8 protein-coding genes and 1 pseudogene are annotated in these 13,942 nt (G+C 48.1%); 2 read left to right on the top strand and 7 right to left on the bottom strand.

Annotated elements, in window-relative coordinates; translation table 11 throughout:
- Positions 1-8: 8 nt before the first annotated feature.
- The 7 genes and pseudogenes from RDP42_RS05355 to metG all read right to left on the bottom strand — a co-directional run bounded on the left by RDP42_RS05355 (position 9) and on the right by metG (position 8,924).
- Positions 9-1,085 carry a glycosyltransferase gene (locus tag RDP42_RS05355; RefSeq protein ID WP_308762847.1) on the bottom strand — a complete coding sequence of 359 codons (1,077 nt, stop codon included), beginning with the start codon at positions 1,083-1,085 and terminating at the stop codon, positions 9-11.
- Between the two features lie 10 nt (positions 1,086-1,095).
- Positions 1,096-2,143 (bottom strand): annotated as a pseudogene (locus RDP42_RS05350) (hemolysin activation protein).
- Positions 2,127-2,951, bottom strand: a complete 825-nt coding sequence (locus tag RDP42_RS05345; protein WP_308762846.1) for a LicD family protein — start codon at positions 2,949-2,951, stop codon at positions 2,127-2,129. Before RDP42_RS05345 ends, RDP42_RS05350 begins: the two are co-directional and overlap by 17 nt.
- Complete coding sequence (locus RDP42_RS05340) at positions 2,948-4,315, bottom strand: bifunctional cytidylyltransferase/SDR family oxidoreductase (protein WP_148330214.1); 1,368 nt, start codon at positions 4,313-4,315, stop codon at positions 2,948-2,950. The genes RDP42_RS05345 and RDP42_RS05340 overlap by 4 nt, the downstream gene beginning before the upstream one ends.
- A 58-nt stretch (positions 4,316-4,373) precedes the next feature.
- The gene (locus RDP42_RS05335) at positions 4,374-5,333 is read right to left on the bottom strand and encodes a glycosyltransferase (protein ID WP_308762845.1); all 960 of its coding nucleotides are present in this window, start codon (positions 5,331-5,333) and stop codon (positions 4,374-4,376) included.
- Complete coding sequence (locus tag RDP42_RS05330) at positions 5,334-6,776, bottom strand: lipopolysaccharide biosynthesis protein (protein WP_308762844.1); 1,443 nt, start codon at positions 6,774-6,776, stop codon at positions 5,334-5,336. It abuts the gene before it with no gap.
- Between the two features lie 105 nt (positions 6,777-6,881).
- Entirely contained in the window at positions 6,882-8,924 is a 2,043-nt protein-coding gene (gene metG / locus RDP42_RS05325) for a methionine--tRNA ligase (protein ID WP_308762843.1), read from the bottom strand.
- Positions 8,925-9,594: 670 nt separating this feature from the next.
- On the opposite strand from metG, the gene RDP42_RS05320 reads away from it, so the two are divergent.
- Positions 9,595-11,907, top strand: a complete 2,313-nt coding sequence (locus RDP42_RS05320; protein WP_308762842.1) for a glycoside hydrolase family 20 protein — start codon at positions 9,595-9,597, stop codon at positions 11,905-11,907.
- Positions 11,908-11,933: 26 nt separating this feature from the next.
- Positions 11,934-13,937 carry a family 20 glycosylhydrolase gene (locus tag RDP42_RS05315; RefSeq protein ID WP_308762841.1) on the top strand — a complete coding sequence of 668 codons (2,004 nt, stop codon included), beginning with the start codon at positions 11,934-11,936 and terminating at the stop codon, positions 13,935-13,937.
- Positions 13,938-13,942: the final 5 nt, after the last annotated feature.

The raw sequence follows: 13,942 nt of genomic DNA, 5'->3' as shown, positions 1-13,942 counted from the left end.
CTGCAAAGTTAGGAGTTTTTTGCACTTATGTGCAACAGTCTTTCGGCAATTTCCTTACTGAATATCGTCAAATTAAACCGCTCTTCTCCTAATTTGCGGGCATTCCGTCCCATCCGTTCCGCTTCTTCCGGGTGCGTATGTAAGTAATTGATGGCTTTTACCCAACCCTCCACATCACCATATTCCACGGCGATACCGATTCCTTCTTTCTCAATGTCAATTTCGAAGTTCGGATTCTTTGAGCAGATGACGGGGATACCCAGTGCGTAGGCTTCCACCAAGGTGGTGAGTCCTACGGTATAGGGGAAGTCCAGACAACAGATGACAATGGCTTTCTTGCGGGCTACTTTCTTTGCCAGCTCGTAGGGGATGACTCCTTCGGTATAATGAATATGGATGTTGTCGGTCAGTGTCAGACTGTCGGCTATTTGTTTATAGTTGAGGTTTCCACATGTTTCGGCAATGAATACTTCCAGATCTTCTTCCGTCTGTGAGAAGGCTTCCAGCATGGTTTTTAGGTCGCGGTTTTCCTTTCCGGTCGAGATGTAACCAGTTTGTGGTTGTGGAGGCAATTCTTTCAGCAGGTGGTCGTAGAAAGCCAAATCGGGTCCCCAATGAATCAGTTCCAGTTTGTGTTCCGGTACCTTGTGGGTAGCAATGGAGTCCTGAATCAGTTTCCGGCTGAAGAGGAACATGTGGTCGATGCCTCGGTAGAAGAAACGGGAGATGGCTTCTTTCAGCCGGTTGGGCGATTTGCGCAGGGCCGTGTGATGCCAGATGATGATGGGCTTCCGGTACAGTCCGAGGGCCCGCAAGAAGATAATCAGTTCCAAGCCCCGGAAAGAAGTGCCGTAAAGTACCTCGTATTTTTCTTTGCAGAAAAGAATCTCTTTGGTGGCATAGAGCATCAGCTTCCATCGGCTGGCGAAAGCTTTGTAACGGTGCATCACCGAGTGGATACCGTGGTTTTCCAGCAAGGGCAGGCCATAGAGAATGTGTCCTGGGAACCGGAAGTTTTTCCACTCTTCGTAGCTTTCCCGCGTGAGGCGGGTGTGATAGAAATAAATATTGAGTTTTGGATTCATGTCTCAGAATTTAACGCCATTTGTTTCTGCCCAGCCACTTGTTGAGGCGGTTGCGCAAGGCTTTACTGATATTCTTGAAATTCCCGTAACGCAGGTTGAGGTAAAGTTCCTCGAACGAGCGGCCGATTTTAATCCAGGGGTGTCCCCATGCCATGATGCGGAACATACGGTCTTTGTAGCCCACATTCTCAATGACATAACGCGGGTGTTTCAATGGGAAATCCAGCTCATGGCGTGCCATGGTAAAGATACGGCGGGGGGTAGCCTCTCGGGAGGAGGTTGTTGCCGCTGCCGAAGTGCGTAGACCCGGCTGTAGCACCCAAGTTGTGAATCATGTTTTTCGTAGGCACGATGCTCAAGCCGGAGTTGAAGAACATGGCGGCATGGAAAATGCTTTCGTAGTAGGCCTTTCCGCTTTCCCGGTGATGTTGGCAGAATTCAATGAATTCTTTCTGGTATTTTCGTTCTTTGATGTATTCTTCCAATTGCTGCAGGTTGAATGCATCGTCCAGAAAGCTATAGTGCTCGTCCCATTGGTCGATGACACGTCGCCAACTGGCCCATCCCCAGATGGAGAAGGTAGTGCTGAAAAAGTAGTCGTAGGGTACGTCTTTCGTCACTTCATCGTAGTTGATGCCTGAAATCATGCAGATGCGGGTATCGTTTTCGTATTTGTCGAGCAGTTCCTTGCAGAAGCGGAAGAAACTGACTGAGGGGACGCTGTCATCTTCGAAAATGATGCATTTGTCGGCATAAGAAAATGCCCATCGTTGTGCATTGTAATTAGAAGGATCACATCCAGCATTTTTTTCTTGGAAGTTCTGGTGAACCTCACATTCCCAGTCTATCTTGTTTACGACCTCTCGGCAGGCTAATATGCCGGGTAGGTCTTTCTCTCCTCTGGGTCCGTCCTGATAAAGAAACAGCTTGGAGGGACGTGCCTTCCTTACCTGTTCGAAGACAGCTGCAAGCGGTTCGGGGCGGTTGAAGAACAGAATTAATACGGCTACCTCCACGAGGGCCGGATGACTGTGCGTATGTTTAACGGTCGTTTCCATGAGTAATCAATTCCGGATGTACATAAATGGCATGTATCTTGCGTTTATCCTCTGGTGGGATTTCCATATAATTCTTGTAGAGGTCCTTCAGGTAGGCGTCCGGGTTGTGCGGAGCCAGAAATTCTTTTCCTTCAAAAGTTATGCGTCCCAGTGGAAAAATGGAGTCTTTTCGGTGCATGATGCCGTATCCGTTGTTTATCAGGATATTGGACATGTAGGTACCTTTCGGGGAAAAGAGGCAAAGCAGTCCCCAGATGGTCCGGTAGAAACTGTATTTGGCATGAAACCAGAAATACTCGGCAAAGGCACGCAAGGAATAGTAATGTGCCTTGTGCAGGATGGAGTAGCTGGTAGAGATACCTTTGGTCAGTTTTTTTACCCATGCCTTCGGTACGCTGGGATAATCGATAAAGGGGAAAATGTCAATGTACAGTCCTTTCTGGTAGGGGGCCTGCATGTTGTCTCCACTTTCGATGTACAGCGAGTTCAGGTCGCGGACCTTGACAATTGGTTCCTTGTGGGTGGGGTCGCTTTCCGAGGTCTGCAGGAAGAGTCCTTCACGCAGTTCCTGAGGGGCTACGCGGATAAACTGTTTCAGCCCTTCCAAGGTCATGGCAATATCAATGTCGTCATCCCAGGGAATGAATCCTCCGTGACGGATGGCGCCCAGCAGGCTGCCGCCGTCGAGCCAGTAGTCTATTTGATGCTTCCGGCAGATGCGGTCTACTTCTTCCAAGATGGAGAGCTGCTTCAACTGGCACTCTCTCAGGTTTTGCTTTACATATTCAGTCAGGAACGGATTGTTCATAATGTTTCCCGTTTTACGTCAATCACTTGTCCGGTATAGTCGGAGGCTAAGGTTCTCAGGGTGGCTTCGGCCACTTTCTCTGCCGATAGCAGAGTGTCTTCCGGTTCGATGCCGAAGTTGTGTACCCGCATCGGGGTTTTGGTACGTTCCGGATTGATGCAGTTGATATGGATGCCAAAGCTTTCCCATTCCTGGGCAATGGCCTGTACAAAGTTCACAATGGCCGCTTTCGTCGACGAATAGATGCTGTAGAAAGCCCGTCCACGGGTATAAGAACTGGACGTGAAGAAAATCAACTGTCCCTTGGTTTCTTTCAGGTAGGGGAAGGCTTCCAGCGCTACGTTAACCGTACCCATGTAATTGGTCTGTACGGCCGACTGGATGGTCTCGTAAGAGGTGGAAATCAACGGTTCTTTGTTGAGTACCCCCGCCGTATTGACTACGAAGTCGATGCGCTTCTCTTTCTGGTAGACCGATTCCAGGGCTTCCTTCACTGCCTGGCGGTTACCTACATCTGTATGGTTGAGGCTACGGGAGAAGCAGTACACCTTTCCGCCTTTTTCTTGTAGCATCCGGGCGGTCTCGGCGCCGATGCCGTAGCTTCCTCCGAAGATGACAGCCACTTTGTCGCGGAAAGTTTCTTCCTGAATCGGTTCGTGGTTCAGCTCACTTTTTCGGAGCTGGAAGAACTTGTCGAGCAGATACGTATCCTCCTTGTAGGTCAGCTTCATGTTGCTTTCTTCCCCTTGCACCACATAGATGGGTACTTCCGGCAGGTATTTCTTTACTACGCCACAATCATCCGTTACCTTGAAGTTCGGGTCTTTCAGGGCAATCTGATAAGCTTTCCGGATGGTGTCGATGGCAAAAGCCTGTGGAGTTTGTCCGCGTCGCAGGCGGGAACGGTCCGGAATCTGGCAGATGAAGTCATCTTCCACTTCGATGATGGTATCGGCAGAAGGCAGGGCCACGTCAATCGCTTCATATTTGTCGAGCGCTTCAATCACGTCGTTGAGGATGCGTTGGCTGATGAGCGGGCGTACAGCGTCATGAAAAATCAGGTTCACATCACTGCCGGCGTAGGCTTCAATGGCAGAAAGGCTGGAATCGTACCGCTCTTTTCCCCCTTTGAGGATTTTCTTGATTTTCTTCCATCCGTTTTTGATGACGATGTTCTCAAATTCAGAGATATAGAACGGGTTGGAGACGATGGCAATCTCGTCGATGTGGGGATTGCGCTCGAAAGCGTCTACCGTATGTTCTACGACCATCTTTCCGGCCACCTTGAAGAATTGTTTAGGGGTGGAAAGTCCCAGTCGGCTTCCTACTCCTCCGGCTAATATGACTGCAATGTTCTTTTTCATGCGTTTTTATGGACGATAAGTTGTGACAAAAATACGAAATCTTGCTCACCTCTCCAATTTAAAGGTAAAAATAAGTATTCCCGTAGGCCCGTATCATCGGGTAGCAGAAACTTCTCACGTAGCTGATCAGTCCTTTCTGTTGTGGATAGAAGTAAATCAGGTGTTTGAACCGCATGCAGAGCAGGCACAGACGGCAGAGGCTAATCGGGTCTCTTTTCAGCAAGAGGCCACTGAGTTGATGTGCCAAGGCGTGCTTATCCTTGCTGGTATGCCGGTGAATGTAGCCGTAGAAAAACTGCCAGGTGGTCAGTTGTTGTTGCTCACGGAATTTTCGGAAACCATAGACATAGGGTTGCCAGGTCGGTTTCTTGACCAGATAGGCTGCATATTGCGCATTGAGCCGGTTGATGGCGGAGCCTTGGTGCGGACGATGCCAATTGAGCGGCTCATTCACGCAGGCGATACCCTTTCCCAGTTGGGCATTGACGCTCAGCCACCAGTCGTAGAGGATGTGTCCGTCCCATTCCGTAAAAACCTGTTGGATGAAGTCACGGGTCAACAGCATGCTGTGTCCGGGGGTACTGTCATAAAACAGCAGGTATTCCAGGTTGTGGCGGGGAATGACCACTTTTTTCATCTCCCCCTTTTGATAAGTCGTATCGGTATGATAGCCCGAAATGCAGAGGTCACATGTGCCGATGGCTTGTATCTGCTTGGCAATTTTCTCCGGGTACCAGATATCGTCCTGGTCGGCAATGGCGATGAAATCTCCGGTGGCCTTTTTCAGCGCACTTTCAAAGTTGCGGTTGAAGCCGAGGTTTTGCGTGTTCCGTTCGATGCGGATAAAAGGATATTGCGTGGCATATTCCCGGGCGATGTCCAGTGTATGGTCAGTAGACCCGTCGTCCTGAATAATCAGTTCGTGGATGGGATAGGTCTGGCAGACGATGCTGTCCAACTGTGCTTTCAGGAAGCGTTCGCCGTTGTAGGAGCAGAGTACGATGGATACAGTTTTCATTTAGCTTTTCTTTTTGAGCAAGTAGTTCAGGCTTTCCTTGAAGGTGACGGAGCCACTGAGCCAGATAATGAGCGGATACAGTATTCCGGCAGAGAGGATTTTCAGGGTCACCAGCCAATAAATGTTTTCGATGGAACGGGTCAGGAAATAGACACCCCCCATAATCACGGCAGCGATGAGACCGAACGAACAGACGTCTTTCACGGCATGGAAGAGGCTGAGTCTGATTTCCCGCCACACGAAATAGTGCCATACCAGCAGCCACCCCACGTTGATGGCGATATATACTAAAATCATGCGATGGATGCCATAAGGATAGAGCAGGTACATCACCACGAGCTGGCTGGTACCTTGTGCAATGGTGTTCCACATGAAGAGGTTGGATTTTCCCTTGCTGATAAGCAGGTTGGTGTACAGACTGGTTACAGGCAGGAAGGCACCCCCTATGGCCAGCAGTTGCAGGATGTGGGCACTGGGCAGCCATTTGCTGCCGATGGTCAGGGTAATCATTTCCGGGGCAATGAGGGACAGGCCCAGCATTACCGGGAAAGAAATGAAGGCTGTAAAGCGGAGCATCTTGCGGAATACGCGGCACTGGCGTTCTGGGTCGTCGGCCACCTGGCGCAATACGGGAAGAGCCACACTGCTCACCATACCCGTAATCAGGGAATGTCCCATCAGGTTCCATTTGTTGGCTTGGTTGAATTGTCCTACTTCCCGTTCGGAATAATAACGCCCTAAGATGATGGAGAACAGGTTGTTGTTGATGTGGTTGAAAATGTTGGTCAACAGTAGTTTGCTGCTGAAGCCGACCATGCTTCTCAGGGGACTGAAATCAAAATTGAACGTCGGTCGCCAGGGGGAGAAATACAGGTAGCACAGGTTGATGACCGCTACGTAGACAATGCTTTGCGTGGCAATTCCCCAGTAAGAATAGCCTAACAGGGCCATGGTCACACCGGTGGTACCGGATACCAACAGGGCAATGATGCTCGACAAGGCTTTCTGTTTCACCATCAGGTTGCGGAAGAGATAGGCACTATGTGGAATCCCCAAGCTGGCAATGAAGAAGCCCAGGAACGAGTAACGCGCCAAGGGAACCAGTGCGTCGTTGTGATAGAAATCGGCGATGAGCGGGGCACATCCGGCCAGAATCAGGTAGAGGGTCAGGCTCAGTCCGCTGCAGAACCAGAATACCGCGTTGTAATCTTGGTGGGTAATCTCTTTCTTGTTGACCAAGGCCGCGGTGAATCCGCTTTCCTGCAAAGAGCCGGCAATCAGGGAGAAAATGCTCAGCATGCCCACCATTCCGTAGTCACTGTCATTCAGAATGCGGGCTGTCACGATGCCGAAGGCCAGGTTCAGTACCTGCATGGCTCCGTTGTTGATACCTCCCCAAAGCAATCCTTTGGCGGTTTTTTCTTTTAAAGAGTGTTCGGGCATGCTCGTTTTTAGATGTAATGGAACAAACCACGCAGACCTCCATGGGTGGGCCAGGGAAATCTGCGTGTGTCTGTCAGTATATAAAATGGAGTGGGAGAAGCGGGATTATTTCACCTCACTTCCCGGTTTTACTTCGTTCAAAGTGGTCGTTACGGACAAAGAGCCGTCGAAGTTTTCTGCGCTGAGAATCATACCTTCGCTTACCAGTCCATTCTTGAACTGACGCGGAGCCAGGTTGGCAATGAACAGCACCTGTTTGCCTACCAGTTCTTCCGGTTTGTAGTGCTGGGCAATTCCGCTGACGATGGTACGGTTTTCCAGTCCGTCGGCAATTTTGAATTTCAGCAACTTCTTCATCTTGGGTACGTTCTCACATTCCAGTACGGTACCTATACGGATGTCCAGCTTCTCAAATTCTTCGAACGCGATGGTCGGTTTGATGGGGTTGGCCTTGTAGTTGGCTGCCTCGTTGGCTTTCTTGGTAGCCAGCAGTTTGTCCACCTGTGCCTGAATTACGTCATCTTCAATCTTTTCGAACAGCAGTTCCGGCTTGTTCAATTGATGGCCTTCTGCTAACAGGTCGGTACGTCCCAGCTGCTCCCAGTCGAAGCTTTCCATGTTCAGCATCTTACGCAGTTTCTCAGAGCTGAACGGCAGGAACGGTTCAAAAGCGATAGACAGGTTGGCAACCAGTTGCAGGGCAATGTTCAGGATAGTAGCTACCCGTCCCATGTCGGTCTTGGCCAGTTTCCAAGGTTCGGTATCGGCCAGGTATTTGTTTCCGATGCGGGCCAGGTTCATGGCTTCCTTCTGGGCATCGCGGAATTTGAACACGTTCAGCAGTTTTTCTACTTCTGCTTTTACATCGGCAAATTCTTTCAGGGTTTCACGGTCGTAGTCGTTCAGTTCACCACAGGCCGGTACCTTTCCGTCAAAGTATTTGTGTGTCAGTACCATCGCACGGTTCACGAAGTTTCCGTATACAGCTACCAGTTCGTTGTTATTACGAGCCTGGAAATCTTTCCAAGTGAAGTCGTTGTCTTTGGTTTCCGGAGCGTTGGCAGTCAGCACGTAACGCAGCACATCCTGTTTGCCCGGGAAGTCCTGCAAGTATTCGTGCAACCATACAGCCCAGTTGCGGGAAGTAGAGATTTTGTCTCCTTCCAAGTTCAGGAACTCGTTGGCCGGCACGTTGTCTGGAAGGATGTAGCTTCCTTCAGCTTTCAGCATGGCCGGGAACACGATGCAGTGGAACACGATGTTGTCTTTTCCGATGAAATGAATCAGGCGGGTTTCAGGGTCTTTCCACCATTTTTCCCATGAGTCAGGCAGCAGTTCCTTGGTGTTGGAGATGTAGCCGATAGGCGCATCGAACCATACGTAGAGCACTTTGCCTTCTGCACCTTCCACCGGTACCGGAATACCCCAGTCGAGGTCACGGCTTACGGCACGTGGCTGAAGTCCCATGTCCAGCCAGCTCTTACACTGTCCGTACACGTTCGGACGCCATTCCTTGTGGTCTTCCAGAATCCACTTGCGCAGCCATCCTTCGTGTTTGTCCAACGGCAGGTACCAGTGTTTGGTTTCCTTCATGACCGGCTGGCTTCCGCTGATGGCACTCTTCGGGTTGATTAGTTCGGTAGGTGACAGGGTGCTACCGCATTTCTCGCACTGGTCACCGTAGGCACCCTGTGCATGGCAGCGTGGACATTCTCCCGTGATATAACGGTCGGCCAGGAAGGTATGTGCTTCCTCGTCGTAATACTGCATGGAAGTCTTTTCGATGAACTCATGCTTGTCGTATAGTTTACGGAAGAAATCAGAAGCCATTTGGTGATGAGTCGGAGAAGAAGTACGTCCGTACACATCGAATGAGATACCAAATTCCTTGAAAGAATCCTTGATGAGGGTGTGGTAGCGGTCCACAATATCCTGTGGAGTGACGCCTTCCTTCTTGGCACGGATGGTGATGGGCACTCCGTGTTCGTCAGAACCACCAATGAAGAGTACATCCTCTTTTTTCAGGCGCAGATAGCGCACATAAATATCGGCCGGTACGTAGACACCTGCCAGATGGCCGATATGGACCGGGCCGTTGGCATAGGGCAGTGCCGATGTCACGGTCGTCCGTTTGAATTTCTTTTCCATATACGTATATAGTTTATTTTTAAGTTGCAACCTTACGGGGTGCAAAGATAATGAAAGCCGGGCGCAGAGGCAAATAGAAAACATAGTTTTTCAATTTGGCTATGCAGAGCTGTCTTCTATCTTATCAAAAGACGGCGAGTATTGGGCAATTATATGGATAGAAGGGAGTTAGGAGTTGTTTGCTTTGGAGGTGGATGGATAAAAATAAAGCGTATGTAATCAAAAAGTGACCTGGAGAAAATAGCTGTTCAGTCTTGAGATTTTTATGTTTTCCATAAGTAAAACATACGTTTCCTTATTGGAAGACGTATGTTTCCGCTACGGGAAACGTACGTTTCTCGGCAGGGAGACATAAAAAATCTAAGGATGTTTTGCAAAAAGTTTCCGCACCTTAAAGTCTTTTGCTAACTCGATTGTGCAGCAGATTGATGTATTGAATGTCACGAATTATTTTTGCTTTCTATGGAATATATAGAAAACTTTTACGGGTTAATAGATATTTTTAAGACTTAAAAATCAGGAGTAAAGGACCTGAATCAGAAGAAAAATACATATTTTTGTATTTGAATTTAAAATCCTTAAAGAAGTAGTATGGGAAAAATCCCTTTATTTTATTTGCTCTTAGTTTGAATTATCTCGATTTTATATTTTAATGACCTTAAATTGAATTATGAATAGATTATTTTTATGGTGCCTGTTGAGTGCTTTCGTTTTCGTCGCAGATAATATACGTGCACAACATCAAGTGAATCTTGTTCCGGCTCCCGTACAATTGGAAAAAGGAAATGGTTTTTTCCAACTCACGGAAGAGGCTGTAATTTCTGTTGAAAATGAGGAACAGGAAAGTCTTGCTTCTGATTTCGCTGATTTGTTTACGGTTCCCGCCGGATTTACTCCTAACGTAGAGATTGGGGCTGTGAATGCGGCGATATCATTGGTTACCGACCGGAATTTGAAAAAGGAGGCCTACCGGCTGGAGGTGACAGAGAGGGGCATACGGATGTATGCGTCTGAGGCAAGTGGATTCTTTTATGCTTTTCAGACGTTGAGATTATTATTACCAGCTGATATCGAGAGCCCTACTTTGGCGAATCAAGAATGGAAGGTACCAGTTGTTGAGATAAAAGATGAACCGCGTTTTGGCTATCGGAGCATGATGTTGGATGTAGCACGATGCTTTATTCCGAAGGAGGAGGTTTTGCGTATTGTGGACTGTATGGCAATGTTGAAGCTGAATACGTTGCACCTGCACTTGTCGGACGATACGGGATGGAGACTGGAAATCAAGAAATATCCCCGGCTGACGCAGGTGGGTGCATGGAGAGTGGACAGAGGAAACCAGCCTTTCTACGACCGCCGGAATCAGCAAGAGGGAGAAAAGGCCACATGGGGAGGATTTTATACTCAGGACGATATGGCGGAAATTGTGGCATATGCCATGGACCGTCGGATTACGGTAATTCCGGAAATTGATGTGCCGGCCCATTCGTGTGCAGCACTGGCTGCTTATCCGGAGTTGGCGTGTCCGGTGGTAAAAGACAAGATTACGGTTCTGCCCGGATTGGGAGGGCGTAATCCGGAGATGATCTATTGTGCCGGGAATGAAAAGGTCTTTACGTTTTTGCAGGATGTGATAGATGAATTGTTGCAGCTGTTTCCTTCTCCTTATATTAATATGGGAGGTGATGAGGCTACCAAGACATATTGGAAGGTGTGTCCGTTGTGCCAGAAGAGGATGCAGGAAGAACACTTGAAAGAGGTGGAGGACTTGCAAGGGTATTTTATGGGGCGGTTGAACGATTATATCCGAAGTAAAGGACGTATCCTGATGGGTTGGGACGAGCTGACCAACAGTCAGTTGCCTGAAGGAGCTGTCATTTTAGGCTGGCAGGGACTCGGCAATGCGGCATTGAAGGCAGCGGATAAAGGGCTGGATTTTGTCATGACGCCGGCTCGTATACTTTATTTGATTCGCTATCAGGGGCCCCAATGGTTTGAACCCCTGACTTATTTCGGGAATAATACGATGCGGGGAGTCTATGATTACGAACCTGTGCAGGCTGACTGGAAACCGGAGTATGAAAAACATTTGCTGGGAGTTCAGGCTTCCATGTGGACGGAGTTTTGTTCCACTGCAACGGATGTGACTTATATGGTATTTCCTCGATTGGCTGCATTGGCCGAGGTGGCATGGTCACCAAAGGGGACCAAGAACTGGGAGCATTTCCAGTTAGGATTGGATAATTACCTGGCACATTTGAAGAAGAAAGGGGTGACTTATGCCAAGTCGATGTATAATATCCAGCATGTGGTGAGTCCGGAAAATGGGAAATTACGGGTGAAGCTGGAATGTGAGCGTACGGATGTGAAAATACGCTATACGCTTGATGGGAAGGAACCGGATATGTATTCTCCTGTGTATACAGAACCGTTAAGTTTGGAGAAGGGAACGACATTGCGATGTGCTTCGTTCCGGGAAGATATGAGAGCCGGAGAGATCCTGACACTATCACTGTCGGGTAATAAGGCCACAGGAAAACCTGTGCTGAGTGAGAACTCAAGGACTTCTTTGTTGACGAATGGGGTACGGGGGAGTCTTCGGCAGTCTGACTTTGAGTGGTGTACGTGGGATAATCTTTCATCGTCTACTTTTACGGTTGATTTGCAGTCCGCAGAGTCTGTACATAAAGTGATATTGGGCTGTTTAACGAATTATGGGATGGCAGTGCACAAGCCTAAAACGCTGAAAGTGGAAATTTCGACGGATAATCGTACGTTTATTCCGGTAGGGCAACGAGATTTTTCTGAAAAAGACATTTTTAGAGAAGGAAATTACGTGGAGGATATTATCTTTACTTTTGAGAATCAGCATGCCCGCTATATACGGGTGACTGCAGAGGGATTTGGGGCTTGTCCGTCTTATCATTATATGCGTCCCGGACAGCCTGCACGTTATTATTTTGATGAGATACAAGTAGAATGATAATTATAAATTTTATATCTGATAGAATGAAGCATTTGATTGTATGTACTGTGATGTGGTTGTTGGGAGTAATGGTTGCTGTAGCCCAAAGTGTTCCACAGGTGATTCCTGCGTTGCAGCAGTGGAAACCGGCCAAGGGTATACTGGTGTTGCCGGAATCGGGGAAAGTGATTGTTTCTCCAGATGAGGAAGAAGTATTAAAAGAGAGTGCCGAGATATTGGTACAAGACTTGAAAGAAATGTTCGGTTGGAATTACCGGGTGGTAACCGGTAAGAAAGAAAAAGGAGCGGTGTTCCTGACTTTGGGTAAACCGGACAAGACTTTGGGGGACGAAGGCTATCGGATGGATATCCAGAATGAAGTAACCATTGAAGCACCGACTTCAAAAGGGGTGTTCTGGGGGACACGGACTCTGTTGCAGATGATTTACCATCAGTCGGAAGGGCTGATGAAGGGTCGGGCTACGGACTTCCCTTTGTATCCCAACAGAGGGTTTATGATTGATGTGGGCCGCAAGTTTTTCACGATGGAGTATTTACGTGATTATGTGAAGATTCTTTCGTTCTATAAATTGAATGAGCTGCAAGTTCATTTGAATGACAACGGGTTTGTGGAATTCTTTGACAACGACTGGAACAAGACGTATGCGGCTTTCCGTCTGGAAAGTGAGCGCTATCCGGGATTGACGGCAAAGGACGGTTCCTATACAAAAGCGGAATTCCGGGATTTCCAGAAAATGGCGGCTACCTACGGAGTCAATGTGATTCCGGAAATAGACGTGCCGGCTCATTCCTTGGCTTTCACGCATTATAATCCTCGGTTGGCGGCGGATAATAAAGCATACGGGATGGACCACCTGGATTTATACAAACAGGAAGTCTATGATTTTGTGGATTCTCTTTTCGATGAGTACCTGTCGGGGGAAGACCCGGTGTTTGTGGGACCGGAAGTACATATCGGAACGGATGAATATAATCAGAAAGAAGCAGAGCAGTTCCGTCGTTTTACGAATCATTATATGGAGTTTGTGTCCAAGTATGGCAAGACTCCTCGTTTGTGGGGAAGTCTGAACGTTATGAAAGGAGAAACGCCTGTCGATTTGAAAGGGAAAGTGGTTAGTGCCTGGAATGATAATTGGATGGATGTGAATACCTGTCTGGAGGCGGGTGCAAAAGTGGTGAATCTTTGTGACGCATTGTTGTATTTGGTGCCGGCCGTAAATTATTATCATGATTTCTTGGACTATCAGTGGTTGTATGAATCATGGATGCCTGAGATGATGAAGAAAGAGGAACCGAAGGTAGAAAAACGTCATCCTAATTTCTTGGGAGCGATGATGGCTGTATGGAATGACCGTGTAGGCAATGGCATCAGTCAACAGGATGTGCATCTCCGTACCTTCCCAGCCTTGCAGGTGGTTTGCGAAAAGATGTGGAAAGGAGAAAATGTAGAGAAGGTTCCGTATACACAGTTTGAGGCGCTTTGTCAGTCTACTCCTGAAGCTCCGGGAGTGAATTTGTTGGCGAAGGTGGCCCAACGTACCAATTTGACGGAGGCAGATAAAGAAGTGGTGCTTTCGGGGACGGATACGCTTACCACTTCGGTCAATGAAATCGGTTATCCTTATGCGGTAGAGTTTGAGATCTGTCCGGATTCCGTTCCGAATGTAGATGCCATCCTCTTCAAGGGACCTCATTCGGAGTTTGTGACCAATTGGCAGAGTACGGGTAAGTTCGCTTTCCGCCGTGACGGGTATGAGTTTGTGTTCCATGCCTATCGTTTGCCTGTTGGCAAGTGGACAAAGGTACGGGTAGAGGGAGACGCAAAAGGGACTTCCTTGTTTGTAGACGGACAGCTTCAGGAAAGGCTTGAAGGACGTGTAGGAGAAGTATTCAATGCTAGAAGTCAGAGAAAGGACCGTATATGGTATCAGGAAACCTTGATATTCCCTCTGAAACAGTTGGGTGACATCCACATGGGATTCAAGGGAAAAGTAAAGAATTTAATATGTATTCCACTTAAAAAATAGTACGA

Source organism: uncultured Bacteroides sp., from assembly GCF_902472605.1.
Taxonomy (GTDB): Bacteria; Bacteroidota; Bacteroidia; order Bacteroidales; family Bacteroidaceae; genus Phocaeicola.
The sequence above is the reverse complement of the archived record's forward strand: the minus strand, read 5'-3'. Positions and strand labels throughout refer to the sequence as shown.